Source organism: Sulfuricystis thermophila, from assembly GCF_004323595.1.
In the GTDB taxonomy this organism is placed as follows: domain Bacteria; phylum Pseudomonadota; class Gammaproteobacteria; order Burkholderiales; family Rhodocyclaceae; genus Sulfuricystis; species Sulfuricystis thermophila.
On record NZ_AP019373.1, the window covers coordinates 355,181 to 379,414 of the forward strand.

At 64.6% G+C, this 24,234-nt stretch carries 23 protein-coding genes; 12 read left to right on the forward strand and 11 right to left on the reverse strand.

All coding sequences use genetic code 11. The annotated features are described in order from the left end of the window. Window positions 1-18 precede the first annotated feature (18 nt). The 9 genes from M52SOB_RS01850 (at window position 19) to M52SOB_RS01890 (ending at window position 8,332) form a co-directional block, all read left to right on the forward strand. Complete coding sequence (locus tag M52SOB_RS01850) at window positions 19-1,008, forward strand: efflux RND transporter periplasmic adaptor subunit (protein WP_131110307.1); 990 nt, start codon at window positions 19-21, stop codon at window positions 1,006-1,008. A gap of 4 nt (window positions 1,009-1,012) precedes the next feature. Further along, window positions 1,013-4,219: an efflux RND transporter permease subunit gene (locus M52SOB_RS01855; RefSeq protein ID WP_131110308.1), complete on the forward strand. Its 3,207-nt coding sequence runs from the start codon at window positions 1,013-1,015 to the stop codon at window positions 4,217-4,219. 2 nt (window positions 4,220-4,221) lie between these two features. Further along, complete coding sequence (locus M52SOB_RS01860; RefSeq protein ID WP_131110309.1) at window positions 4,222-4,458, forward strand: YgaP family membrane protein; 237 nt, start codon at window positions 4,222-4,224, stop codon at window positions 4,456-4,458. Window positions 4,459-4,624: 166 nt separating this feature from the next. Beyond that, window positions 4,625-5,227: a DUF4202 domain-containing protein gene (locus tag M52SOB_RS01865; RefSeq protein ID WP_131110310.1), complete on the forward strand. Its 603-nt coding sequence runs from the start codon at window positions 4,625-4,627 to the stop codon at window positions 5,225-5,227. A 67-nt stretch (window positions 5,228-5,294) separates the two neighbouring features. After that, the gene (locus tag M52SOB_RS01870; protein ID WP_131110311.1) at window positions 5,295-5,552 is read left to right on the forward strand and encodes a CopG family transcriptional regulator; all 258 of its coding nucleotides are present in this window, start codon (window positions 5,295-5,297) and stop codon (window positions 5,550-5,552) included. Then, the gene (locus M52SOB_RS01875; RefSeq protein WP_131110312.1) at window positions 5,549-5,959 is read left to right on the forward strand and encodes a type II toxin-antitoxin system VapC family toxin; all 411 of its coding nucleotides are present in this window, start codon (window positions 5,549-5,551) and stop codon (window positions 5,957-5,959) included. Before M52SOB_RS01870 ends, M52SOB_RS01875 begins: the two co-directional genes overlap by 4 nt. After that, on the forward strand, window positions 5,956-6,840 hold the full coding sequence (locus M52SOB_RS01880; protein ID WP_131110313.1) for an NAD(P)-dependent oxidoreductase: 885 nt from the start codon (window positions 5,956-5,958) through the stop codon (window positions 6,838-6,840). The genes M52SOB_RS01875 and M52SOB_RS01880 overlap by 4 nt, the downstream gene beginning before the upstream one ends. After that, window positions 6,837-7,181, forward strand: coding sequence for an FKBP-type peptidyl-prolyl cis-trans isomerase (locus tag M52SOB_RS01885; protein WP_131110314.1), 345 nt, complete (start codon window positions 6,837-6,839; stop codon window positions 7,179-7,181). The genes M52SOB_RS01880 and M52SOB_RS01885 overlap by 4 nt, the downstream gene beginning before the upstream one ends. Beyond that, window positions 7,181-8,332: a pyridoxal phosphate-dependent aminotransferase gene (locus M52SOB_RS01890; RefSeq protein ID WP_284155161.1), complete on the forward strand. Its 1,152-nt coding sequence runs from the start codon at window positions 7,181-7,183 to the stop codon at window positions 8,330-8,332. The genes M52SOB_RS01885 and M52SOB_RS01890 overlap by 1 nt, the downstream gene beginning before the upstream one ends. Window positions 8,333-8,356: 24 nt before the next feature. Here the strand turns inward: M52SOB_RS01890 and ettA are convergent, their stop codons facing one another. The 8 genes from ettA to M52SOB_RS01930 form a co-directional block, all read right to left on the reverse strand. After that, window positions 8,357-10,021, reverse strand: a complete 1,665-nt coding sequence (ettA, locus tag M52SOB_RS01895; RefSeq protein WP_131110316.1) for an energy-dependent translational throttle protein EttA — start codon at window positions 10,019-10,021, stop codon at window positions 8,357-8,359. Between the two features lie 4 nt (window positions 10,022-10,025). Next, a complete protein-coding gene (locus M52SOB_RS01900) occupies window positions 10,026-10,343 on the reverse strand; it encodes a CcdB family protein (RefSeq protein ID WP_131110317.1) in 318 nt (105 codons plus the stop codon). Beyond that, window positions 10,343-10,594: a type II toxin-antitoxin system CcdA family antitoxin gene (locus M52SOB_RS01905; RefSeq protein ID WP_131110318.1), complete on the reverse strand. Its 252-nt coding sequence runs from the start codon at window positions 10,592-10,594 to the stop codon at window positions 10,343-10,345. Before M52SOB_RS01905 ends, M52SOB_RS01900 begins: the two co-directional genes overlap by 1 nt. 93 nt (window positions 10,595-10,687) lie before the next feature. Further along, a complete protein-coding gene (locus M52SOB_RS01910) occupies window positions 10,688-11,791 on the reverse strand; it encodes an HD domain-containing phosphohydrolase (protein ID WP_131110319.1) in 1,104 nt (367 codons plus the stop codon). Then, a complete protein-coding gene (gene ppk2 / locus M52SOB_RS01915; RefSeq protein WP_284155162.1) occupies window positions 11,792-12,931 on the reverse strand; it encodes a polyphosphate kinase 2 in 1,140 nt (379 codons plus the stop codon). Continuing rightward, a complete protein-coding gene (locus M52SOB_RS01920) occupies window positions 12,928-13,131 on the reverse strand; it encodes a hypothetical protein (protein ID WP_131110320.1) in 204 nt (67 codons plus the stop codon). The genes ppk2 and M52SOB_RS01920 overlap by 4 nt, the downstream gene beginning before the upstream one ends. 12 nt (window positions 13,132-13,143) lie before the next feature. Further along, on the reverse strand, window positions 13,144-13,992 hold the full coding sequence (gene pyrF / locus M52SOB_RS01925) for an orotidine-5'-phosphate decarboxylase (protein WP_131110321.1): 849 nt from the start codon (window positions 13,990-13,992) through the stop codon (window positions 13,144-13,146). Next, a complete protein-coding gene (locus M52SOB_RS01930; protein ID WP_131110322.1) occupies window positions 13,989-15,665 on the reverse strand; it encodes a glutamine--tRNA ligase/YqeY domain fusion protein in 1,677 nt (558 codons plus the stop codon). The genes pyrF and M52SOB_RS01930 overlap by 4 nt, the downstream gene beginning before the upstream one ends. A 59-nt stretch (window positions 15,666-15,724) precedes the next feature. Here M52SOB_RS01930 and hrpA point away from each other — a divergent pair, with 59 nt between their 5' ends. Genes hrpA through M52SOB_RS01945 form a run of 3 tightly spaced genes read left to right on the forward strand, consistent with a single transcriptional unit; the run spans window position 15,725 to window position 20,939 of the window. Then, window positions 15,725-19,462, forward strand: a complete 3,738-nt coding sequence (gene hrpA, locus M52SOB_RS01935; RefSeq protein ID WP_131110323.1) for an ATP-dependent RNA helicase HrpA — start codon at window positions 15,725-15,727, stop codon at window positions 19,460-19,462. Next, window positions 19,459-20,181: an EI24 domain-containing protein gene (locus M52SOB_RS01940; protein ID WP_131110324.1), complete on the forward strand. Its 723-nt coding sequence runs from the start codon at window positions 19,459-19,461 to the stop codon at window positions 20,179-20,181. The genes hrpA and M52SOB_RS01940 overlap by 4 nt, the downstream gene beginning before the upstream one ends. Then, the gene (locus M52SOB_RS01945; RefSeq protein WP_131110325.1) at window positions 20,178-20,939 is read left to right on the forward strand and encodes a competence/damage-inducible protein A; all 762 of its coding nucleotides are present in this window, start codon (window positions 20,178-20,180) and stop codon (window positions 20,937-20,939) included. The genes M52SOB_RS01940 and M52SOB_RS01945 overlap by 4 nt, the downstream gene beginning before the upstream one ends. Before the next feature lie 18 nt (window positions 20,940-20,957). Here the strand turns inward: M52SOB_RS01945 and M52SOB_RS01950 are convergent, their stop codons facing one another. The 3 genes from M52SOB_RS01950 to M52SOB_RS01960 are packed head-to-tail and all read right to left on the reverse strand — an operon-like array spanning window position 20,958 to window position 24,185. Further along, complete coding sequence (locus tag M52SOB_RS01950) at window positions 20,958-22,196, reverse strand: ABC transporter permease (RefSeq protein ID WP_131110326.1); 1,239 nt, start codon at window positions 22,194-22,196, stop codon at window positions 20,958-20,960. Beyond that, window positions 22,193-22,921, reverse strand: coding sequence for an ABC transporter ATP-binding protein (locus tag M52SOB_RS01955; protein WP_284155163.1), 729 nt, complete (start codon window positions 22,919-22,921; stop codon window positions 22,193-22,195). Before M52SOB_RS01955 ends, M52SOB_RS01950 begins: the two co-directional genes overlap by 4 nt. 1 nt (window position 22,922) lies before the next feature. Continuing rightward, window positions 22,923-24,185: an efflux RND transporter periplasmic adaptor subunit gene (locus M52SOB_RS01960; RefSeq protein ID WP_131110327.1), complete on the reverse strand. Its 1,263-nt coding sequence runs from the start codon at window positions 24,183-24,185 to the stop codon at window positions 22,923-22,925. Between the last annotated feature and the right edge of the window lie 49 nt (window positions 24,186-24,234).

Genomic DNA, 24,234 nt, shown 5'->3' on the forward strand with positions numbered 1-24,234 from the left:
GATATACTTATATTCTCTATGAAAACGATCGTTCCTCCCCAACACCATCGCTGGCTCCTGCTGGGTCTCGTTTTGGCCTGGCCGGCGTTGGCGCAAACCCGTGTCGTCGAACCCCGTGAAGTGCCGCAGGCCCTGGTATTCGAGGCCAGCATCGAGGCGACGAAGCAGGCCACCGTCGCCACCCAGGTTTCCGGCCGCATCGTCGAGGTGAAAGCCGAGGCCGGGCAAAAGGTCGCCGCCGGGCAGCTGTTGATGCGCGTCGATGCGCGCGAAGCGGCGGAAAACGTCGCCGCCGCCAAGGCGCAGCTTGCCCAGGCGGAGGCCAACTACCAGCGCACGCTCAACCTCTTCCAGAAGAAATTCGTCAGCCAGGCCGCGCTCGATGCGGCCGAAGCGCAGCTCAAATCCGCGCGCGCGCAAGCTGCTGCGGCCGGCGCTGGGGCGTCTCACGCGACCGTGACGGCGCCGATTTCAGGCGTCGTCGGCCAACGTCTGGCCGAACTGGGTGACTTGGCGATGCCCGGCAAGCCTTTGCTGACGGTGTTCGACCCGAAGAGCCTGCGCGCCATCGCCGCCGTGCCGCAGGCGCGGCTCGCCGAAATCCGCAACGCCAAGTCGGCGCGGGTCGAAATCGTCGAACCCACCGGGCGGCGGCAGATCGACGGCAGCCGCATCGAGATCCTGCCGACGATCGACACGACCAGTCACACCGCCACGGTGCGCGTCTATCTGCCGGAAAGCGCAGGCTTGCTGCCCGGCATGGCGGCGCGCGTCTCTTTCCTTTCCGGCGAAGCGAAGAAGCTCACCGTGCCGCAGCAGGCGATCCTGCGCCGTGGCGAGATCAGCACCGTCTATGTGATCCGCGACGGCAAGCCGGTGTTGCGTCAGGTGCGGCTCGGCGAAGCCACGGTCGATGGCGAGATCGAAGTGCTGGCCGGTCTTGCCGCGGGTGAGACGATCAGCCTCGATCCGGTGAAAACCGGCATCGAGATGAAGCAGGCCAAGTAAGCCGATGGGGATTTCCGGACGCATCGCGGAGTTTTTCCTCCGCAACGCACTGACGCCGCTCGTCGCGATCGTCGCGCTGCTTTTGGGCGTGTTCGCCACCCTGATCACGCCGCGCGAGGAAGAGCCGCAGATCAACGTGACGATGGCGAACGTCTTCATCCCCTTCCCGGGGGCCACCGTCAAGGACGTCGAAAACCTCGTCGCGCGCCCGGCCGAACAGGTGCTCGCCCGCATCTCCGGCATCGAGCACGTCTATTCGGTCTCCCGCCCCGGCATGGCGGTGATCACCGTCCAGTACCAGGTCGGCGAGGATCCGATCCAGGCGCTGGTGCGTCTCTATGACACGGTGAATGCCAACACCGACTGGGTCTCGCCCACCCTTGGCGTCGGCCAGCCGATCGTCAAGCCGAAGGGCATCGACGATGTGCCGATCGTCGCGCTCACCTTCTGGACCAAAGACGCCGACAAGTCGGCCTTCGAGCTGCAGCAGGTCGCGCGTGCGGTCGAGATCGAGCTCAAACGCATCAATGGCACGCGCGATGTCTATACGATCGGCGGGCCAGGACATGTCGTGCGCGTGCTGATGGACCCGGAGCGCATGACGGCACGCGGCATCACCGCGCAGGATCTGAAGGCGGCGCTGCAGCTCTCGAACGCCTTGCAGCCTTCCGGCAGCCTGGTGCATGAAAACCGCGAACTGCGCGTCGAGACCGGCACCTATCTCGAAACCGCCGCCGACGTCAAACGGCTGGTGGTGGGCGTGTTCGACAAAAAGCCGGTGTTCATGGAAGACGTCGCCGAAGTCGTCGATGGGCCGGATCAGCCCAGCCGCTATGTCTGGCACGGCGACAAGGACGGCGAATATCCGGCGGTGACCGTCGCGATCTCGAAAAAGCCGGGGGTGAATGCCGCGGATGTCGCCGACAAGGTGATCGCGCGGATGCAATCCTTGCGCGGCACGGTGATTCCCGAAGGCGTCGAGTTCACGGTGACGCGCAACTACGGCGAGACGGCGACCGAAAAGGCGCAGAAGCTAATCGGCAAGCTCATCTTCGCCACTGCCTTCGTCGTGCTGCTGGTGCTGGTGACCCTCGGCTGGCGCGAGGCGCTCATCGTCGGCGTCGCCGTGTCGCTGACGCTCGCCGCGACGCTGTTCGCCTCCTGGGCCTGGGGCTTTACCCTCAACCGCGTGTCGCTGTTCGCGCTGATCTTCTCGATCGGCATCCTCGTCGATGACGCGATCGTGGTGGTGGAGAACATCCACCGCTGGCACACGCTCAACCCCGACAAGAAGCTCTGGGAGATCATCCCCGGCGCGGTCGATGAAGTCGGCGGGCCGACGATCCTCGCCACCTTCACGGTGATCGCTGCCCTGTTGCCGATGGCCTTCGTCACCGGCCTGATGGGGCCCTACATGAGCCCGATCCCGATCAATGCCTCGATGGGCATGTTCATTTCGCTGGCGATCGCCTTCGTCGTCACGCCGTGGCTGGCCTTGAAGCTGATGAAGCCGGCGGCGCATGCCGCGGGTCATGGGGCGGCGCCGCAGAGCACCCGGCTCGAGCGCTTCTTCCGTGCGGTGCTGACACCCTTCCTGCACCCGCAGACCGGCCGCAAGGCGCGCTCCATGCTGTGGATCGGCGTCGTCGCGGCCATCCTCGCCTCGGTGTCGCTGGGTTATTTCAAGCTCGTCGTCTTGAAGATGCTGCCCTTCGACAACAAGAGCGAGTTCCAGGTCGTGCTCGATATGCCGGCCGGCACGCCGGTCGAGGAAACCGCGCGCGTGCTCGCCGAGATGGCCGCGGAGCTCAAAAACGTGCCCGAGGTGCAGCACTACCAGGCCTATGCCGGCACGGCGAGCCCGATCAACTTCAATGGCCTGGTGCGTCAGTATTACCTGCGCACCAATCCCGAGATGGGCGACATCCAGGTCAATCTCGTCGACAAGCACCACCGCGACCGGCAGAGCCACGAAATCGCCGTCTCGATCCGCGAGCGGCTGATGGCGGTGGCGAAGAAGAACGGCGGCAACGCCAAGGTGGTCGAAGTGCCGCCCGGTCCGCCGGTGCTCTCGCCGATCGTCGCCGAGGTCTATGGCCCGGACTATGCCGGACAGATGGCGGTGGCGAAGAAGATACGCGCCGCCTTCGAGGGCACCGCCGACATCCTCGGCGTCGACGATTCGGTCGATGAGGATGCCGGCAAGATCGTGCTGCGCGTCAATCAAGCCAAGGCGGCGCTGCTCGGCGTGGCGCAAAAGGACATCGTCGACACCGTGCGGCTGGGGCTTGCCGGCGAGGATGTCACGCCCTTGCACGATGGCGAATCGAAATACGAGATCCCCGTGAGGATCACCCTGCCGGCCGAAAAGCAGGCCAGTCTCGACACGCTGCTGAAACTGCGCGTGCGCGCCCTGCCGGCTTATGGCGGCCATCTGGTGCCGATTTCCGAGCTCGTCGAAGCGCGCCCGGCGCAGCGTGAAAAGGTCGTCTATCACAAGGATCTGCTGCCGGTGGTGTATGTCGTCGGCGACATGGGCGGCAAGCTCGATTCACCGCTTTACGGCATGTTCGAGATACGCGAGAAGATCAAGGACATGCCGCTCGAAGAAGGTGGGCGCCTGGGCGAATACTTCATCCGCCAGCCCGCCGACCCTTACGCGGGCTATGCCTACAAGTGGGATGGCGAATGGCAGGTCACCTATGAAACCTTCCGCGACATGGGCGCGGCCTATGCGGTCGGCCTGATCCTGATTTACCTCCTGGTCGTCGCGCAGTTCAGGAGCTATCTGGTGCCCTTGATCATCATGGCGCCGATCCCGCTCACCATCATCGGCGTGATGCCCGGCCATGCCCTCGTCGGCGCGCAATTCACCGCCACCTCGATGATCGGCATGATCGCGCTGGCCGGCATCATCGTCAGAAACTCGATCCTGCTCGTCGACTTCGTCAATGAGCAGGTGGCCGAAGGGATGGACTTCGCCGAAGCGGTGATCCAATCCGCGGCGATCCGGGCGAAACCCATCGCGCTGACGGGCCTCGCGGCCATGCTGGGCGCCCTGTTCATCCTCGACGACCCGATCTTTTCTGGGCTCGCGCTGGCGCTCATCTTCGGCATCTTCGTCTCCACCGTGCTGACGCTGGTGGTGATTCCCGTCCTTTATTTCGCGGCCATGAAGAGCCGTATTTCTGCAACCCAAACAGGAGCTTGACCATGACTGTCCATCGTATCGTCCGCATCATCGCCGGCTTTTTCATCCTGCTCTCGCTGGGGCTCGCCCACGCGATGGGACAGGTCGATCTGACCAAGATGAGCTGGCTGTGGTTCACCCTCTTCGTCGGCGCGAACCTCTTCCAGAGCGGCTTCACGACTTTCTGCCCGCTCGACACCATCCTCAAGAAGCTCGGCGTACCCGAGTCGGCGGGCGACTGCAAGAGCGGCTGCGCGTAAAAGGCCGTGGAAAATTCTGCTGCGCGGGTCGGTTCGGGGCTTGGGCGGTGCTCGAAATTCTCATGTATTTCATATAGATTCCGGTTTCTCCCGCCGTACCCCGCTGCGGCCCGCTCGCGACGAATTTTTTCACGGCCTCTGAATTTTTGCCATTACAGGAGGAAACATGACGACAGCCTTTGAGCGCGCCGTCGCGCTGATCGACGCCGCCAACGCCCAAGACCCGAGAATGGATACCGATGACGACGGTAGCCAAGTGCCGCGTGAGCTGCTCTATGGCCGGCGCATGGCCGAGATGATCGGCCGTTATGCGCCGGAAGCGGACGAGGTGATGAAGCTGGCCGTGCGCGGCCAGCACATCGAGCGCTGGAAGACACCGCGCGATTCCTATCCGATGACGCGCGAAGGCTATCTCGCCTGGCGTACCGGTCTTTACAAATATCATGCCGAGCGCGTCGGCCAGATCATGCAGGAGGCCGGCTTCGACGAGAAAAGCATCGAACGCGCCAAGCAGGCGGTGGGCAAGCGGGCGCTGAAGGTCAATCCCGACACGCAGATGCTCGAAGACGTCACCGACCTCGTCTTCATCGAGCACTACATGCTCGAATTCGCCGGCCAGCATCCCGAGTATTCTGAGGAAAAGTGGCTCGACATCATCAGGAAGACCTGGAAGAAGATGTCCAATCGCGCGCACGACTTCGCTCTGTCCGGCAAGTTGAAGCTCCCCGAGCCGCTCGTGCCGCTGATCACCAAGGCGATTGCGGGCTGAAACGTTTTACTTCCCGGCGGGTTTTGTATTATCCTTGATACACAATCCGCAACCGTATGAGGCTACCATGCCCACCACCGTCCGGCTCCCCCTGCGTGTCGAGCAATCGCTCGCTGAATACTGTGTCGCGCACCGTAAGACCAAGTCCGAGGTGATCGTCGAGGCGCTGGACAAGTTGTTGTCGGCGGCTCCCTCTGCAGGCGGAAAGACGCCTTACGAGCTCGCCTTGGAAGTCGGTTTCCTCGGTTGCCACGAAGGTGACGGAGAGGGCGGCGCTTACAAGGAGCGTGTCAGACGGGCCATTCGTGTCAAGCACAAGCGATGAGGGTACTGGTCGATACCGGCCCGCTCGTCGCGCTCGCCGACCGGCGTGATGGCAAGCACGAAACCTGCAAGCGCTGGTTGCGCGATTTTCGCGGCGAGCTGATGACGACTTGGGCAGTGCTGACCGAAGTGGCGCATCTCACGCCCTCCGTCACTGCGGGCATCGCCATTTTGCGCTGGATACGCGAGGGAGGCATGGAAGTGCTGCCGCTGGGCGAAGACGAACTCGCGCTGGCGGTCGACTGGATGGAGCGCTATGCCGATCGGCCGATGGATCTGGCCGACGCATCACTCATCGTTGCTGCGCTCAAAACCGGCATCACCGCTGTCTGGACGCTCGAACGTAGCGATTTCGACGTCTATCGCCTGCCCAACCGCAGGCGTTTCCGTACCGTGGCAATGCCATGAACATCGGCTTCATCGGTCTGGGCGGCATGGGCCGCCCGATGGCGGAGCACCTGCTTGGCGCCGGCCATCGGCTCGCCGTCTGGGCGCGCCGCCGAGAGGCAGCGGAGCCTGTGCTGGCGCTCGGTGCGAGTTGGGTCGATTCACCGGCCGCCCTGGCGCGTCAGAGCGAGATCGTCTGCACCAACGTCACCGGCAGCGCCGATGTCGTCGGGCTTGCCGAACGAATGCTCGACGACCTTGCCCCCGGCAGCATTCACGTCGATTTCTCCACCATCGCGCCCTCGGTGGCGCGTGATCTCGCGCTGCGTTATGCCGACCGCGGCGTGCATTTCGTCGATGCGCCGGTTTCCGGCGGCACGGCGGGGGCGCGTGCCGGGACGCTGTCGATCATGTGGGGCGGAAACTCGGCGCTCACAGGACGGCTCGATGCCCTCTTCGCCTGCCTGGGCAAGACGATCGTGCATGTCGGGCCGGCCGGGGCCGGTCAGGTGGCGAAGGTCTGCAACCAGCTGGTGATGGTCGCAGCGATCGAAGCCTGCGCGGAAGCCGCCCGTTTGGCGGCTGTTTCAGGCGTCGATTTCGGCCAGGTGCGCGCGGCGATGCTCGGCGGTTCGGCGGGCTCGCGCGTGCTCGAATTCTTCGGCGAAAAGATGCTGCGGCGTGACTTTGCCGCCGGTGTCGAGGCGCGCCTGCACCACAAGGATTTCGTCGCCGCGCTAGGCGAGGCAGCGGCGCAAAACATCCCTCTGCCCGTGGCCGGCGCCGTGCTGCAAGCGCTCGATGCCTTGATGGCGGCCGGCTGGGGCGGCGAGGATACTTCCCGTTTGCTGTGCGTGCTCGAACGCGCCAGCGGATATTCGCAGAGAAAGGAAAACGCATGAGCTCACTCACCACCCCGAGCGGTCTGATCATCGAAGACCTCGTCGTCGGCGACGGCGCGGCGGCAGCGCCCGGCCAGTATGTCACCGTGCATTACACCGGCTGGCTGACCGACGGCCGGAAATTCGATTCGAGCAAGGATCGCAACGGTCCCTTCGAATTCCCGCTCGGCGCAGGGCATGTGATTCGCGGCTGGGACGAAGGCGTGGCCGGCATGAAAGTGGGCGGCAGGCGCAAGCTGACGATCCCGCCGCAGCTCGGCTACGGCGCGCGCGGTGCCGGCGGAGTGATCCCACCCAACGCGACGCTGGTGTTCGAGGTCGAGCTGCTCGCCGTCGGCTGATGGCTGCTCCTGCCCTGCCTTCGCGCCTGCCGGCCGTCGGCACGACGATCTTCACCGTGATGTCGCGGCTGGCCAATGAGCACGGCGCGATCAACCTTTCGCAGGGATTTCCCGATTTCGCGCCGCCCGCATTGCTCCTCGAACGTGTGACGCACCACATGCAGGCGGGCGCGAACCAGTATCCGCCGATGGCGGGTGTGCTGCCCTTGCGCGAGGCGATCGCCGAAAAGGTGGCGCGGCTCTATGGCGCATGCTACGACGTCGAAAGCGAGATCACCGTCACGGCGGGCGCGACGCAGGCGATCTTCACCGCCATCGCTGCCTGCGTGCGGCCCGGCGACGAGGTGATCGTCTTCGCGCCGGTCTATGACAGCTACCTGCCGGCGATCACCCTGCAGGGAGGAGCCGCGAAGGTCATCAATCTCGCGCCACCTCATTTCCGGCCTGACTGGGGCGAAGTCGCCGCCGCGATCACGCCGCGGACGCGGATGATCATCCTCAATACGCCGCACAACCCGACCGGCACGGTGTGGACGGCGGACGACATGGCCGCGCTGTCACGTCTGGTGCGTGACACCGACATCGTGCTGCTCGGCGACGAGGTCTACGAGCACATCCTTTATACGGGCCGGCACGAGAGTCTGGCGCGGTTGCCCGAACTGCGCGAAAGGAGCTTCGTCGTCTCGAGTTTCGGCAAGACCTACCACATCACCGGCTGGAAGGTCGCCTACTGCCTCGCGCCGAAAGAGCTGACGACGGAGTTCCGCAAGGTGCACCAGTTCAACGTATTCACCGTGCACCACCCGTCGCAACTCGCGCTGGCCGATTTCATGCGTGCCGAGCCGGGCTTCGCGGACGGCTTGGCGGTGTTCTACCGGCAGAAGCGCGACTTCTTCAGGAAACAGTTGGAAGATTCGCGCTTCGAGTTGCTGCCCTCCGACGGCACCTATTTCCAGCTCGCGCGCTACGACAGGATCAGCGACCTGCCCGACACCGAGTTCGCGCGCTGGCTGACGACCGAAAAAGGCGTCGCCGTGATTCCGGTCTCGGCCTTCATGCCCGACGGCACGGACCACGGCCTGGTGCGTTTCTGCTTCGCGAAGAACGAGGCGACGCTGGCGGCGGCCGGCGAGAAGCTGCGCGCCGTCTGAGTGCCGTGTCGCGGAAGCCGACTTTCAGCGCGTGATCGGCCGATAGCGCAGGCGATGGGGCCGGGCGGCTTCCTCGCCGAGACGCTTCTTCTTGTCCTCCTCGTATTCGCGGAAGTTGCCCTCGAAAAAGAACCACTGTGAATCGCCTTCCGCCGCGAGGATGTGCGTGGCGATGCGGTCGAGGAACCAGCGGTCGTGCGAGATCACCAGCACGCAGCCGGCGAATTCGAGCAGCGCATCTTCCAGTGCGCGCAGGGTTTCGACGTCGAGGTCGTTCGAGGGCTCGTCGAGCAAGAGCACGTTGCCGCCCTGGATCAGGATTTTCGCCAGATGCAGCCGGCCGCGCTCGCCGCCCGAAAGATTGCCGACGATCTTCTGCTGATCCGCGCCCTTGAAGTTGAAGCGGCCGAGATAGGCGCGGCTGGGCATCTCGAACTTGCCGACGGTGATCACGTCCTGACCGTTCGAGACGGCCTCCCAGACGGTCTTGTCGTTCGGCAGCCCTTCGCGCGATTGATCGACCGAGGCGATCTTCACCGTCGGGCCGATGACGATCTCGCCGGCATCGGGTTTTTCGCGCCCCTGGATCATGCGGAACAGCGTCGACTTGCCGGCGCCGTTGGGGCCGATGATGCCGACGATGGCATTGGGCGGGATGCGGAAGGAAAGGTTGTCGATCAGCAGACGATCGCCGAAGGCCTTGCTGACGTTCTTGAACTCGATCACCTCGTTGCCGAGCCGCTCACCCGGCGGGATGAAGATCTCCTGCGTCTCGTTGCGCTTTTGATACTCGAAGCTCGCCATCTCCTCGTAGCGCGCAAGCCGCGCCTTCGATTTCGCCTGGCGCGCCTTGGGGTTCGAGCGCACCCATTCGAGCTCCTGCTTCATTGCCTTCATGTGCGCGTCGAGCTGCTTTTGTTCCTGCTCCAGCCGCGCCTCTTTCTGCTCCAGCCACGACGAGTAGTTGCCCTTCCAGGGGATGCCCTGACCGCGGTCGAGCTCGAGGATCCACTCGGCGGCGTTGTCGAGGAAGTAGCGGTCGTGGGTGACGGCGACGACGGTGCCGGGGAAACGCACCAGGAACTGTTCGAGCCATTCGACCGATTCGGCGTCGAGGTGGTTGGTCGGCTCGTCGAGGAGCAGCATGTCGGGTTTTTGCAGCAACAGCTTGCACAGCGCCACCCGACGCTTCTCACCGCCGGAGAGATTCTTGATCACGGCATCCCAAGGCGGCAGGCGCAGCGCGTCGGCGGCGATCTCCATCTGGTTTTCGACGTCCGCGCCGCTGGTGGCGAGGATCGCCTCGTATTTCGCCTGCTCTTCGGCGAGCTTGTCGAAATCGGCGTCGGGTTCCGCGTAGGCCGCGTAGATTTCCTCGAGCTTCTTCTGCGCTTCGACGATCGCACCCAGGCCCGCCTCGACTTCCTCGCGCACGGTCTTTTCCGGATCGAGCTGCGGTTCCTGCGGCAGATAGCCGATCGAGATGCCGGGCTGCCATTGCACCTCGCCGTCGTATTCCTTGTCGACGCCGGCCATGATGCGGAGCACCGTCGACTTGCCGGCGCCATTGAGGCCGAGCAGGCCGATCTTCGCGCCGGGGAAGAAGGAGAGCGAAATATCCTTGATGATCTGGCGCTTCGGGGGGACGATCTTGCTCACGCGGAGCATGCTCATTACATATTGGGCCATGGTTTCAGAATCCAGTGAAGAGAAAATCGATGGCGGCGAGGATTTCCTCGCGCTGGGAAGAAAGGTTGGCGACGGGCGATTTGAGCATACGGCGCGGCACGGTGGCGATGTCCTGTATGCGAATGTGAAACTTTTCGCCGTCGATAACCACCAGCGGATTCAGGCGCAGTAGCGGGATGACCGAATCGTCGCTGGCGATGCGCAGGGGCGCGACCACATGCTGTTCGATGCGGTCAAGCAAGTCCGATTGCAACGTGACGACATAGGGAATGCGATGGCGCGTTTCACTGTCGGGATTGCGATAAACGTCGAACTGGGGCATCAGTCTGCCTCGACTTTCTCGCGGCAGAAACTGCGGAAGCGGTCGCTGAACAAGCCATGTTCGGCGATCTCGCGGTTATAGGCCTCGATCGCGGCGCGGTTCTCTTCCCGCCAGCGGCGTTCTTTCTCTTTCTTGATTTCGGCCTGCAAGGCGGCTTCGAGCGTCTGCGAAAGGTTGATCTTGAAGGCGCGCGCCTCTTCGAGCAGGTCGGCGCGGATGCTGAGATTGGCGGCTTTTTTGGCAGCGGACATGACAATCTCCTTTGTGTTCGATGCGCATAAGTTACGCGCATCTATTGTGCGCGTCAATCTCGATGCCGTTCCGCCAGCGCCGACTTTTTGCTCTCAGCTCTCGACCATCCTGCGGATTACCGCGTTGAACGGGCCGATCCACTCGGCGGCGAACTGGTCGTCGCAGGCGTTGATCTCGGCGATGGCGCGGATCAAGGACCGTTGTTCGCCTCGCTGCGCGTGCCGCAGCATCACCGCCTCGAAGGCATCGACGATCGCCAGAATCTTGGCGCCCGGGCAGATCGCCGCGGCCGTCAAGCCGGCGGGATAGCCGCGACCGTCGGGCTTTTCATGGTGCTGGCACACCATCTCGGCGGCGGCGGCCCAGCCGGGCATACGTTCGAGCAGACCGGCCGCCAGCGCCGGATGGTCGCGGACCAGCAGCCGCTCGGATTCGCTCAGACGGCCGGTTTTCAACCAGATCGCCTCCGGCACGAACAGCATGCCGATGTCGTGCATATGCACGGCGGCGGTAAGCTGTACCGGATCGACCGGCGTGCCGGCCGCCGCATTGGTGTCGAGCGCCAGCTGCAGCAGGCGCTCGTTGCGGCCGGCGAATTGGGGCGAGATGCCGTCGAGGCGTTGGGCGAGCGAGGCGAAAAATGCCAAGTCCGCGGCTTGCGCAGCGGAAGCGCTGAGAGAGGCTTGGTGTAACGCCATCGCCGGCTCGCCGCCGGGCCGATGGCCGGTGACGGCCTCGATCAGCGCGGCAGCACGCGCGGTAATGTCACCCGCCGGTGCGTTGCCGAGGTTTTCCAGCCCGCCGATGAGCCGCGGCAGATTCAGCGCGTCGAGTTTGCGGCCCTCGGCCAGCGCTTCGATCGTCAGTTCGAGTCGGTCGAGCGTGAGCAGCATCAAGTCGGCAAGCCGGTCCGAGAAGGGGATTTCTCCACTGCGGCAGCGCGCCAGCAGCGACTCGAGCGGATGGGCGATCGCCACGGCGAAATCGACCTTGCACATCGCCGCATCGCCCTTGATCGTGTGCAGCGCGCGAAACAGGCGCGCGATGGCGGCGGCATCACCAGGCGAATTACGCAACTGGGCGATGTCTTGTTCGATCGCCGGCGTCAGATCTTCGAGCGCTGCGACGAATTCCCGGAAGCTCTCGGGGTCGACGATGCGCGGCGAAAGAATTGCGGCTGGGTTCGGGAGCGACATTCAGAGGATCGGCACGGAAAGCTGGTGTTCGCCGCGCTCATAGACGACGTTGGCGCGGCCGACGATCAACGGGTCGAGCGGGCCGATGCGTTCCGGGTCTTTCTTCGCGTAGGGCAGCCGGTGCAGCACATAGCGCATCGCCTGCAGCCGCGCGCGCTTCTTGCAGTCCGACTTGATCACCGTCCACGGCGCATCGGCGGTGTCGGTGTAGAAGAACATCGCCTCCTTGGCCTTGGTGTATTCCTCCCACTTGTCGAGCGAGGCGAGGTCGATCGGCGAGAGCTTCCACTGCTTCAAGGGGTGCACGCGGCGCTCCTTGAAGCGGCGGCGCTGTTCCTCGCGCGAGACCGAGAACCAGAACTTGATCAGATGGATGCCCTGGCGCACCAGCATGCGCTCGAATTCGGGCGCCTGGCGCATGAATTCGGAGTATTCGGCATCGGTGCAAAAGCCCATCACGCGCTCGACGCCGGCGCGGTTGTACCACGAGCGGTCGAACAGCACGATCTCGCCGGCGGTCGGTAAGTGCTGGATGTAGCGCTGGAAATACCACTGGCCGCGCTCGGTCTCGGAAGGCTTTTCCAGCGCCACGACGCGCGCGCCGCGCGGGTTCAGGTGCTCCATGAAGCGCTTGATCGTGCCGCCTTTACCGGCCGCGTCGCGCCCTTCGAAGAGGATCACCACCTTCTGGCCGGTGTCTTTCACCCAAGCCTGCAGCTTGAGGAGTTCGACCTGCAGCCGGTATTTCTGCCGCTCGTAATTGCGGCGCGTCATCAGGTTCTTGTAGGGGTAGCCGCCGTCGCGCCAGTCGGGGGAGAGCTCGAGATCGGGATTGGCGCCCTGATCGATTTCGAGCTGCTTTTCCTTGATGAGCACGCGCAGCAGGCTCCTCGCCTCCTTGGGCTCCAAGCCCGAGAGCAGATCGCGCATCGCCGCGAGCCGCGATGCTTGCGCAGCATCGACCGCCTCGGCGACGACGTGCGTTTCGATGTGCGCCTGGGAATCGGTCGGGCCGATGTCGCCGGCGCTGGCGGGGCGCGGCAGCGCCTTGCCCATCCGGGCGGCGATTGGGCCAGATGGGCGGCGTGGCTTGGGGGACTGGTCAGCGGAAACGGTGGTGGTTTTCGTGGTCGATTTCATGGCTGCCTCCCCGATTCGTCGTCGATATCGCTCGTCTGCGCGCGCGCCTGTTTCTCGCGCAGGCGCTGGTTCTTCTCCTCGTTGGCGAAGACGAAGCGCCCGGCGAGCACGCAACCCTTCATGCCCGGATCGCAGGGCAGGTTGTTGATCCTCGTGCAGATGTCATTGACTTCATGTGGGCATCCCCAGCCGCCGGCCATGTTTCTGCCTCCTTATCGATAACGGTTGATCTCGTCGCGCGTCTTTTGCGCCACCCGGCGCGCGGCCTCGGCGAAGTCTTCTCCGCGACTGGCATAGAGGATCGCGCGCGAGGAGTTGATCATCAGCCCGGTGCCGGCAGCCGTCCGCCCGGCCTTCACCGTGGCCTCGATGTCGCCGCCCTGCGCGCCGATGCCCGGCACCAAGAGCGGCATCTCGCCGACGATCTGCCGCACACGGGCGATCTCGCCGGGGAAGGTGGCGCCGACGACGAGGCCGCACTGGCCGGTCGTGTTCCATTCCTTGGCCACCTTCTCGGCGACGAGCTCGTAGAGTGCCGTCCCCGTGCTGGAGCAGTCCGGCTGTGCCGTCCTGCTGGCGCCGACTTTCAGGAACTGGAAATCGCTGCCGCCGGGATTCGAGGTGCGGCACAAGAGGATCACTCCCTTGTCGGCGTAGGCGAGCCAGGGCTCGATTGAATCGCGGCCCATGTAGGGGTTGACGGTCACCGCATCGGCCTTGTAGCGCTCGAAGGCTTCGATCGCGTACTGCTCGGCGGTCGGGCCGATGTCGCCGCGCTTGGCGTCCAAGATCACCGGAATGTCGGGATGGAATTCGTGGATGTGATGGATGATCGCCTCGAGCTCGGCTTCGGCGCGCCGTGCCGCAAAGTAGGCGATCTGCGGCTTATAGGCGCAGACGAGGTCGGCCGTGGCATCGACGATCGCGGTGCAAAAGCGAGTGATGCGGTCCGGCTTGTCCTTCAGATGCGCCGGAAACTTCGCCGGATCGGGGTCGAGGCCGACGCAGAGCAGCGAATCGTTCTTCGCCCAGGCCTGGGCGAGCCTCTCGGTGAATTTCATTTCCAGGTGTCTTTCAGCCCCACGGTGCGGTTGAACACCGGCGCGCCGGGTTTGGAATCGACGCGGTCGGCGACGAAGTAGCCATGACGCTCGAACTGGAAGCGCTCTTCGGGCTGGGCGTCTTTCAGCGCCGGCTCGCACTGGGCGGTGAGGGTGTTCATCGACGCTGGATTGATGTCGTCGAGGAAGTCGCGCTCGGCGCCCGGATTGGGCACCCTGAAGAGGCGATCGTAAAGACGCACGGGCGCGGCATGGGCGTGCCGCGCCGAGACCCAGTGAATGTTGCCCTTGACCTTGTAGGCATCCGCTCCCGGCGTGCCGGACTTGGAATCCGCGAAATAGTTGCAATGCACGGCGATGACGTTGCCGTGCTCATCTTTGTCGCAGCCGGTGCACTCGACGACGAAGCCGTAGCGCAGCCGCACGCGGTTGCCGGGGAAGAGGCGGAAATAGCCCTTGGGCGGATGCTCGGTGAAATCCTCGCGCTCGATCCACAGTTCCTTCGAGAACGGCACGGCGCGCTTACCCCATTCCGGCCTTTGTGGGTGGTTGGGTGCGGAGCATTCCTCGGAGCCGTCTTCCGGATAATTGTCGATGATCAGTTTCAACGGATCGAGCACCGCGATGCGGCGCGGCGCGGTTTCGTTCAGCACCTCGCGCTGGCATTCTTCGAACACCGAATAATCGATCAGCGATTCCGACTTGGAAACGCCGATCGTCTCGGCAAAGCGCCGAAAGCCCTCGGGCGTATAGCCGCGCCGGCGCGCGCCGACCAGCGTCGGCATGCGCGGGTCATCCCAGCCGGCGACGTGCTTTTCCTCGACGAGCTGGATGAGCTTGCGCTTCGAGAGCACGACGTAGGTGAGGTTCAGGCGTGCGAACTCGATCTGCCGCGGCAGGGGACGCTGCAGACAGCCCAGGTCGGCGAGGTTTTCCAACAGCCAGTCGTAGAAGGGGCGCTGGTCCTCGAATTCGAGCGTACAGATCGAATGCGTGATGCCTTCGAGCGCATCCTCGATCGGATGGGCGTAGGTGTACATCGGGTAGATGCACCAGGCATCGCCGGTGTTGTGGTGTGTCGCGTGTTTGATGCGGTAGATCGCCGGGTCGCGCAGGTTGATGTTGGGACTCGCCATGTCGATCTTGGCGCGCAGCACATGGGCGCCGTCCGGGAACTCGCCGGCCTTCATGCGGCGGAAGAGATCGATGTTCTCGGCGGGAGTGCGGTCTCGATAAGGAGAATTCTTGCCCGGCTCGGTCAGGGTGCCGCGATGGATGCGCATCGCCTCGGCGCTTTGCGAATCGACATAGGCGAGCCCCGCCTCGATCAGCTTTTCGGCGAATTCATACATCTTGCCGAAATAGTTCGAGGCGTAATACAGATGCGGCCCCCAGTCGAAGCCGAGCCAATGCACGGCGTCGATGATCGAATCGACGTATTCCTGCTCTTCCTTCTCCGGGTTGGTGTCGTCGAAACGCAGGTGGCAGACACCGCCGTAATCCTGGGCGAGGCCGAAGTTGAGGCAGATCGACTTGGCATGGCCGAAGTGCAGGTAGCCGTTCGGCTCCGGCGGGAAGCGCGTGCGGATCGTCGCGTGTTTGCCGGACGCGAGGTCGGCATCGATGATGTTGCGGATGAAATTCGAGACGGCTTTGCTGTCGGGTTCGGCCATGATCGACAAGGGACTGAATCGAGGAGCGAATTCTACCGTCGCGGCGTAGAATCCGCCCCATGAAGTTCGATGCGCAAGCCCGCCGGGCGGCCCGTCCGGCGATCGGCTACGACGAGAGCCTGCCCGTCAATGCGCGGCGCGCCGAAATTGCGCAGGCGATCGAAAAGCATCAGGTCGTCGTGATCTGCGGCGAGACCGGCTCGGGCAAGACCACGCAATTGCCGAAGATTTGCCTCGACGTGGGCCGTGGGCTGACCGGCTTCATCGGCCACACCCAGCCGCGCCGCATCGCCGCGCGCGCGACTGCCAGCCGCATCGCGCAGGAGCTGAATAGCGAATTGGGACGTTACGTCGGCTACAAGGTGCGCTTCACCGACCGCACCTCACCCGAGAGTTACATCAAGCTGATGACCGACGGGATACTCCTTGCCGAGACGCAGTCCGATCCGTTGCTTCGGCAATACGATACGCTGATCATCGACGAGGCGCACGAACGCTCGCTCAACATCGACTTCCTGCTCGGGTACCTGAAGTCGGTTCTGGCGCGACGGCACGACTTGAAGCTCATCGTCACCTCGGCGACGCTCGATGCCGAGCGCTTCAGCAAGCATTTCAATGACGCGCCGGTGATCGAGGTCTCCGGCCGGCTCTATCCGATCGAGATTCGTTACCGGCCTTTCGACGAGAAGAAGGACGTCGATCTCAACGATGCGATCGTCGCCGCCGTCGAAGAAGCCCACCGCACCGGGTCGGGCGACGTGCTGGTGTTCCTGCCCGGCGAGCGCGAGATCAGGGAAGCGGCCGAGGCGCTCAGGAAACACCATCCGCCTGGCCTCGAAATCCTGCCGCTCTATGCGCGCCAGACCGCGCAGGAGCAGGCGCGCGTGTTCGCGCCGCATCAGGGCCGGCGCGTGGTGCTGGCGACCAATGTCGCCGAGACCTCGCTGACCGTGCCGGGCATCCGCTACGTGATCGACACGGGACTGGCGCGCATCAAACGCTATTCCCATCGCAACAAGGTCGAGCAACTGCAGGTCGAGGCGATCTCGCAGGCGGCGGCCAACCAGCGCGCGGGCCGCTGCGGCCGCGTCTCCTCGGGCGTCTGCTTCCGTCTCTATTCGGAAGAGGATTTCGCCAAGCGCCCGCGCTACACCGATCCCGAGATCCTGCGCGCCTCGCTGGCTGGCGTGATCCTGCGCATGAAGTCGCTCCATCTCGGCAATGTCGAAGACTTCCCTTTCCTCGAGCGCCCGCTGCCGCGCATGATCGCCGACGGCTACCAGTTGCTTGCCGAGCTGGGCGCGATTGATGAAACGACGAAGGAGCTCACGCCCATCGGTCGGGAGCTGGCGAAACTGCCGCTCGATCCGAAGATCGGCCGCATGATCCTCGCCGCGCGCGACTTCGGCTGCCTCAAGGAAATGCTCGTCATCGCCGCGGCGCTCTCCACCCAGGAGCCGCGCGAACGGCCGCAGGAGCAGGCGGGGGCGGCCGATCAGGCGCACGCGAAATGGAAGGATGAGAAGTCCGAATTCCTCTCGTATTTGAAGCTCTGGGCCGCCGCCGACGAGGTCTGGAAGCACGAGAGCAGCAGCAAGCAAAAGCAATGGTGCCGTGCGAACTTCATCAACTGGTTGCGGCTGAGGGAATGGCGCGACGTGCATGGGCAGTTGATGACGCTGTGCCACGAGCACGGCTGGAAGGAGAATCAAGTCGCCGCAAGCTTTGAGTCCATCCACAAGGCGCTCCTGACGGGGCTTTTGGGCCACATCGGCCTGATCAACGAGGAGGATAAAAATTATCTTGGCGCGCGTGGCATCAAGTTCTGGATCCATCCCGGCTCGGCGCTCGCCAAGAAGGCGGGGCGCTGGATCGTCGCCGCGGAACTCGTCGAAACCTCGCGCCTCTTTGCGCGTTGCGTCGCCCGGATCGAGCCCGAGTGGCTCGAACAGGTCGGCGCCCATCTCATTCGCCGCCATGTCTATGAGCCGCACTGGGAGAAAAACGCCGGCCAGGTGGTCGCCTACGAGCGCGTGACCCTGCATGGTCTCACGCTGCATGCCAAGCGCCGCATCCACTATGGTCCGATGGACCCCAAGCTCGCTCGTGAGATCCTGATCCGCGGTGCGCTGGTCGAAGGCCAGGTCACCGACGAGTGGCTGAAGAGGTGGCCATTCTTGCAGCACTACCAGAAACTCAAGGCCGAGATCGAGCACCTCGAACACAAGAGCCGTCGCCCCGATGTGCTCGTCGACGACGCGCTGGTGTTCGCCTTCTTCGACGCACGCGTGCCGGCCGGCATCTATTCGCTCGCCGCCTTCGATCATTGGCGGCGCGAGGCGGAACGGGAAAATCCGCGCCTGTTGTTCCTCGAAAAAGACCAGCTGATGCGGCATGAAGCGGCGGGCATCACCACCGAGGCCTTCCCGCCCTACCTCGAATTCCGCGGCCAGCGTTTCAAGCTCGCCTATAAGCACGACCCGGGCAGCGCGGATGACGGCGTCACGCTCGCGCTGCCGCTCGCGGCCCTCAACCAGGTGCCGGCCACGCGGCTCGAATGGCTGGTGCCGGGGCTGCTCAAGGAAAAAGTCGTCGCGCTCATCAGGACCCTGCCGCAGAAATACCGCCACCGCCTGCAGCCGATCGACGCCTTCGCGGAAGACTTCTGCGTAGCCGAACATGACGACGATGAGCCTTTGGTCAAGGCGCTCACCCGCGCGATCGAGGAGAAGATTGCTTTGAAGCTGCCGCTCGATGCGCTGCGTCCGGGCGAGTTGCGGCCGCATCTGTGGATGAACTTTCGGCTGCTCGATGAACATGGCGGCACCTTGGCGATGTCGCGCAATCTCCACGAGCTGCGCGCGCAGTATGGCGATCGGGTGGCGCAGGCGTTTTCGGCGGCGGAGCTGAAAGTCGGCGCTGGCGGGACGGCACCGCCGACCGAGAAGTCGACGGCGTGGACCTTCGCTACGCTGCCGGAGCTGATCGAGATCGAGGTCGGCGGCCGAACGGTGATCGGCTTTCCGGCGCTGGTCGATGAAGGCGACGGCGTGCGCCTCTCCGCCTTCGACACCGAAGAGAAGGCGGCGTGCGAACATCGCCAGGGCTTGGCGCGCCTGTTTGCCTTGCAGCTCAAACCCCAGGTGCAGGCGATCGAGAAGCTGCCGGAATTGCGGCAGATGGCCTTGCAGTTCATGGCGTTCGGCAGCGAAAAGGAACTCAAAGAAGCGATCGTCACCGCCACGCTCGAGCGCACCTGTCTGATGGCGCCGCTGCCGCTGGACGAGAAGAGTTTCGTCGACAGGCGCGATGCGGCGAAGGGGCGCATCCTGCTCGTCGCGCAGGAAATCATGCGGCTCGTCGGACAGATCCTCGCCGAATACGGCGCCCTGCAGAAGAAGCTCACTACGTTGCAAAAGGCGCTGCCGCAGACCGTCGCCGACGTCTCGAACCAGCTTGCCGCTTTGCTGGAAAAACGCTTCATCGTCGCCACGCCCTGGGAGCGGCTGCAGCATTTCCCGCGCTATCTCAAAGCCGCGAGCCTCCGGCTCGACAAGGCGAGGAACGACGCGGCGCGCGATGCACGCTGGCTGGCGGAATGGCACAGCGTCGCCAAGCCCTGGCAGCGCGAATGGGAGAAAGTGCGCCAGCGCGGCGGACAGGACGGATTTCTGCAAGAATTCCGCTGGCTGCTCGAAGAATTGCGCGTCACGCTGTTCGCGCAGGAATTGAGGACGCCGACACCTGTGTCGGTGAAACGCTTGCAGAAGATGTGGGAAGGCAGGGTGAGGAGATGATGGAAACCGGTCGCTTCTTGCGCACGGTGCTGCGCGCCGGACGCGACCTGGCGCGACCGGAGCTGCTGTTTCAGGCGATCTGGCCGTCGCTGGCAGCGTTTCTGCTCTGGTCGGTGATCGCCTGGTTCGCCTGGATGCCGCTGGCGCAAACCATCGTCACCGAGCTGCCGGACTGGCAGTGGCTCAACTGGCTCGGGCCGTGGCTGGCGCACGTGGCGGTGTTCTTCGTCTTCGCACCGCTCATCTACTTCACGACGCTGATGTTCGTCGCCATGTTCGCCTTGCCGCGCATGATGGCGATCATCGCCGCGCGCGACTATCCCGACCTCAGCCGTCAGGGTTCGGCGGCCGCGGCGTTCTGGGGGAGTCTCGGCAACACCTTCGTCGCCGGGCTGATCTTCGTCATGGGCTGGCTCGTCACGCTGCCGCTGCTCTTCGTGCCGGGCGGGCTCTTCGTGTTGCCGCTCTTCTGGTCGGCCTGGCTCAACCAGCGCGCCTTCCGCTTCGATGCGCTCGCTGAGCATGCGCGCCCCAAGGAGCGCGCGGCGATCGTCCGGCGCGAGCGGCCCACACTCTATCTCGGCGGCTTCACCGGCGCGTTGCTCGCCTATGTGCCGGTGGCGAACTTCTTCGCCCTGCCCTATACGGCGATCCTGTTCGTCCATCTGTGTTTGACCGCCTTGCGGGAGCTGCGGCAGGAAAACGGAATTCCATTATGAGAACCTACGGCCTTGTCATCATCGGCGATGAAATCCTGCGCGGCAAGCGCCCCGACAGGCATCTGGCGAAATTCATCGAGATGCTCGCCGCGCGCGGCCTGCATCTTTCCTGGGCCGAATATCTGGGCGATGAGCGGCCGCGGCTCATCGAAACCTTCAGGCGCACGCTGGCGTCCAACGACGTGGTGTTTTCCTGCGGCGGCATCGGCGTTACCCCCGACGATCACACTCGCCAGGCGGCTGCGGCGGCGGCCGGTGTGCCTTTGGAGCTCAATCCGGAGGCCGAACGCGAAATCCGCGCGCGCATGGCCGAGATCGGCGAGCCGGTCACGCCGGCGCGGCTGGAACTCGGCACCGTGCCGCAAGGCAGCCGCATCATTCCGAATCCCTTCAACCGTATCCCGGGCTTTTCCTACCGCGACCACCATTTCCTGCCGGGCTTTCCGCAAATGGCCTGGCCGATGGCGGAATGGGTGCTCGATACCTACTACGCGGATGATTTTCGGCAAGGGGCCGAAGCCGAGGCGGCGATCCTCGTCTGGGAGGGCCTCGAAGGCAGGATGCTCGAGCTGATGCGACAGACCGAGGCCGATTTTCCGGGTGTGACCGTATTCAGCTTGCCATTCCTGGGCAGCGAGACGATGCGCCGCCATGTCGAACTCGGCGTGCGCGGAGCACCCGATCAAGTGGCGCAGGCGATCGAGGCGCTCAAAGCGGGGGTGGCCGCGCTGGGCTATCGCTTCGACATCAAAACCTAGCGATCTGTCCGGCCGTCACTATTCGTGGCGCAAGGCTTCGATCGGCGACAATAGCGCCGCCTTGCGCGCCGGATACCAGCCGAAGAAGATGCCGATCGCGGAAGCGGTACCCACCGCCAACAAGATGGTCGTTGGCGCGAGCCGGATCGGCCAGCCGGCCAGCTCGGCGATCAGCTCCGCGCCGCCAATGCCGAGCGCCACGCCGACGAAGCCGCCGATCAGCGACAGCGTGATCGATTCGATGAGGAACTGCGACAGAATGTCGCGCGCCCGGGCGCCGACCGCACGCCGCAAGCCGATTTCGCGGGTGCGCTCGGTGACCGAGACGAGCATGATGTTCATGATGCCGATGCCGCCGACGAGCAACGAGACGGAAGCGACCGCGGCGAGCAAGAGCGCCATCACGCGGGAGGATTCCTCGCGTGTCTGCAGGATCTCGGTCATGTTGCGCAAAGTGAAGTCGTCATCCTGATCGGGCTGCAGACGGTGACGCTGGCGCAAGAGCTCGCGCACTTTCTCTTCGGCGGCCTTGCCGTCGACGCCATCGACGAGCTTGAGCTGGATCGAGCCGACCGCGCGCGACTTGGCGACTGCTGTGGAGCCGAGCACGCGGTTTCGTGCAGTGGTGATCGGCATCAGCACGATGTCGTCGAGATCCGTACCGCCCGGGCTCTGCCCCTTGGCGTCGAGCACACCGATCACCGTGAGCGGCACGGTGCGGATGCGGATCGTCTGGTCGAGCGGGCTCTCCTCGCCGAACAGGTTGGTTGCCACCGTCTTGCCGAGGATCGCCACCTTCGCCGCGCCATTGAGTTCGGCAGCTTCGAAGGAGCGGCCTTCGGCGAGACCCCATTCGCGCACCTCGAAGTATTCGGGCGTCACGCCATAAAACGAGGTGGACCAGTTGCTGTTGCCGGCGACGATCTGGCCACTGCCACGCAGCACCGGCGCCGCGGCGGCGACATATTCCGGCAGCTCGCGCGCGATCGCATAGGCATCCTCCTCGGAGAGGGTGAACGTCGTCCCCACCGCCGCGCGGGCGCCGGTAAAGGTGCTCGAAGCCGAGAAGATCATCATCAGGTTCGAGCCGAGGCTCTTGATCTGCGCTTCCACCTGGGCGCGCGCGCCGCCGCCGACGGCGATCATCACGATCACCGCTGCCACGCCGATGATGATGCCCAGCATCGTCAGCGCCGAGCGCAGTTTGTTGGCGGCGAGCGCCTTCAGGGCGACCAGCAGCGTGGCGTAGAAGTTCATGATGTGGTCGGCAAGGTCGCCAGATCGGCGCTGGCGTCACGGCACACATTGGCGGCATCGTCGACGACGACGCCGTCGCGGAAATGGATGATGCGATCGGCATAGGCGGCGATGTCGTGCTCATGGGTGACGACGACGATCGTGATGCCGTCACGGTTGAGCTGCTGCAACAGCGCCATGATCTCGATGCCGGTGCGCGAGTCGAGTGCGCCGGTCGGCTCGTCGGCGAGAATCAGTGCCGGGTCGCCCACCAGCGCGCGGGCGATGGCGACGCGCTGCTGCTGGCCGCCGGAGAGCTGTGCTGGATGGTGCGCCATACGCTCCGCCAGGCCCACCTGCTCGAGGCGCCGCGCCGCGCGTGCCTGCCGTTCGGCGGCCTTGAGGCCGCGATAGAGCAACGGCAGCGCGACGTTGTCCACCGCCGAGGTGCGCGGCAGCAGATTGAAATGCTGGAACACGAAACCGATCTTGCGGTTGCGTACACGCGACAGGGCGTCGTCGTCGAGCCGCGAGACTTCGTCGCCCTCCAGCCAGTAGCGGCCGGCGCTGGGCGCATCCAGGCAGCCGAGCAGGTTCATGAAGGTCGACTTGCCCGAGCCCGATGGGCCCATCACCGCGACGAAGCTGCCTTTGGCGATTTCGAGTGTCACGCCGCGCAGCGCCGGCACTTCGGTATCGCCGAGCCGGTAATTCTTGGCGAGGTTTTCGACGCGGATCAGGCTCACATCAGAACATGCGCGGCTGTACCGGCTTCCCTTTCTCGACCGGGACGTTCATGCCGACGATGACCTGCTGGCCGACAGCGATGTCGCCGGCGACGATCTCGGTCTGATTGCCATCGGTAATGCCGGTCTTCACTTCGATCGCTTTCGGCTTGCCGTCGTCTCCGGGTACCCAGAGCTTGCCGCTGCCGCCCTCTGTGCTACTGCGCCCGCGTCCTGTGCCGCCGCCGGGCGGCCGTCCCGACGCCGCCGGCTTTTCACCGTCTGCGGGCGGGCGAAAGCGCAGCGCGGCATTGGCGACCTTGAGCGTATCGTCCTTGTGCGTGGTGACGATGCGCACGTTGGCGGTCATGCCGGGCAGCAGGATCAGATCGGGATTGGCGGCGGAGATGACCACCGTGTAACTGACGACGTTCGAGGTCACCTGCGCGGCCTTTCTGACCTGCTTGACCTCGCCCTTGAATTTCCGGCCGGGAAAGGCGTCGACGCTGAAGCTCACTTCCTGGCCGACCTGGACGCGGCCGATGTCGGCCTCGTCGATCGCTGCTTCGACCTGCATGTCGGCGAGATTGCGGGCGATCACGAACATCTCGGGCGCCTGCAGGCTGACGGCCACGGTCTGGCCCGGTTCGACGCTCTTCTTGATGACGATGCCATCGACCGGGGCGCGGATCTCGGTGCGCGACAGATCCACCCGCGCCTGGCCGAGGGCCGCCTCACGCTGGCGCACCAACGCTGCACTATTGACCGCCTGTGCCTCGACGACCTTCAATTGTGCACGCGCCGCATCGAGCAGGGTCTGCGCCTTGTCGAGCTCGGCTGGCGAGAGGTAGTTCTTCGCCACCAGCGTCTGCTTGCGCTGGACATCGCGTTCGGCATCGGCGAGATTGACGCGGGCGCGGAACAGTTCGGCCTGTTGCACGGCGACGATCGCCCGCGCCGCTTCGAGATCGGCCTCGGCCTGGCGCACGCGATGCTCGTAGGTTTCCGGTGCGATGCGCGCCAGCAGGTCGCCGGCTTTCACCGGGCTGTTGAAGTCGACGAAGATCTCGCGGATCTGCCCGGAGATCTGCGAGCTAACCTGCACCGCGACCACCGGGTTGAGCGTGCCGGTGGCGGCGACCGCCGCGGTGAGCGGGCCGCGCTCGACGGTGGCGAACTTGTAGGTTGGCTTGGCGCCTTCGGCGAAGAAGGCGCGCCATGCCGCGAAGCCGCCGCCAGCGAGGGCGACGAGCAGGACGAATGTGAGCAGACGACGCGGTTTCATGCGGCTGATTCTAGCCTACGCCCGGTGAGGTGCCGCCTTGCCAGCACCG

Coding starts and splice junctions, on each gene's coding strand:
- M52SOB_RS01865 (WP_131110310.1), top strand. CDS start 4,625: ATGACGACAGCCTTTGAGCGCGCCGTCGCGCTGATCGACGCCGCCAAC.
- M52SOB_RS01930 (WP_131110322.1), bottom strand. CDS start 15,665: ATGGCCGAACCCGACAGCAAAGCCGTCTCGAATTTCATCCGCAACATC.
- pyrF (WP_131110321.1), bottom strand. CDS start 13,992: ATGAAATTCACCGAGAGGCTCGCCCAGGCCTGGGCGAAGAACGATTCG.
- ppk2 (WP_284155162.1), bottom strand. CDS start 12,931: ATGAAATCGACCACGAAAACCACCACCGTTTCCGCTGACCAGTCCCCC.
- M52SOB_RS01940 (WP_131110324.1), top strand. CDS start 19,459: ATGATGGAAACCGGTCGCTTCTTGCGCACGGTGCTGCGCGCCGGACGC.
- M52SOB_RS01870 (WP_131110311.1), top strand. CDS start 5,295: ATGCCCACCACCGTCCGGCTCCCCCTGCGTGTCGAGCAATCGCTCGCT.
- M52SOB_RS01885 (WP_131110314.1), top strand. CDS start 6,837: ATGAGCTCACTCACCACCCCGAGCGGTCTGATCATCGAAGACCTCGTC.
- M52SOB_RS01860 (WP_131110309.1), top strand. CDS start 4,222: ATGACTGTCCATCGTATCGTCCGCATCATCGCCGGCTTTTTCATCCTG.
- M52SOB_RS01890 (WP_284155161.1), top strand. CDS start 7,181: ATGGCTGCTCCTGCCCTGCCTTCGCGCCTGCCGGCCGTCGGCACGACG.
- ettA (WP_131110316.1), bottom strand. CDS start 10,021: ATGGCCCAATATGTAATGAGCATGCTCCGCGTGAGCAAGATCGTCCCC.
- M52SOB_RS01850 (WP_131110307.1), top strand. CDS start 19: ATGAAAACGATCGTTCCTCCCCAACACCATCGCTGGCTCCTGCTGGGT.
- M52SOB_RS01900 (WP_131110317.1), bottom strand. CDS start 10,343: ATGCCCCAGTTCGACGTTTATCGCAATCCCGACAGTGAAACGCGCCAT.
- M52SOB_RS01910 (WP_131110319.1), bottom strand. CDS start 11,791: ATGTCGCTCCCGAACCCAGCCGCAATTCTTTCGCCGCGCATCGTCGAC.
- M52SOB_RS01905 (WP_131110318.1), bottom strand. CDS start 10,594: ATGTCCGCTGCCAAAAAAGCCGCCAATCTCAGCATCCGCGCCGACCTG.
- M52SOB_RS01855 (WP_131110308.1), top strand. CDS start 1,013: ATGGGGATTTCCGGACGCATCGCGGAGTTTTTCCTCCGCAACGCACTG.
- M52SOB_RS01875 (WP_131110312.1), top strand. CDS start 5,549: ATGAGGGTACTGGTCGATACCGGCCCGCTCGTCGCGCTCGCCGACCGG.
- M52SOB_RS01960 (WP_131110327.1), bottom strand. CDS start 24,185: ATGAAACCGCGTCGTCTGCTCACATTCGTCCTGCTCGTCGCCCTCGCT.
- M52SOB_RS01945 (WP_131110325.1), top strand. CDS start 20,178: ATGAGAACCTACGGCCTTGTCATCATCGGCGATGAAATCCTGCGCGGC.
- M52SOB_RS01950 (WP_131110326.1), bottom strand. CDS start 22,196: ATGAACTTCTACGCCACGCTGCTGGTCGCCCTGAAGGCGCTCGCCGCC.
- hrpA (WP_131110323.1), top strand. CDS start 15,725: ATGAAGTTCGATGCGCAAGCCCGCCGGGCGGCCCGTCCGGCGATCGGC.
- M52SOB_RS01920 (WP_131110320.1), bottom strand. CDS start 13,131: ATGGCCGGCGGCTGGGGATGCCCACATGAAGTCAATGACATCTGCACG.
- M52SOB_RS01880 (WP_131110313.1), top strand. CDS start 5,956: ATGAACATCGGCTTCATCGGTCTGGGCGGCATGGGCCGCCCGATGGCG.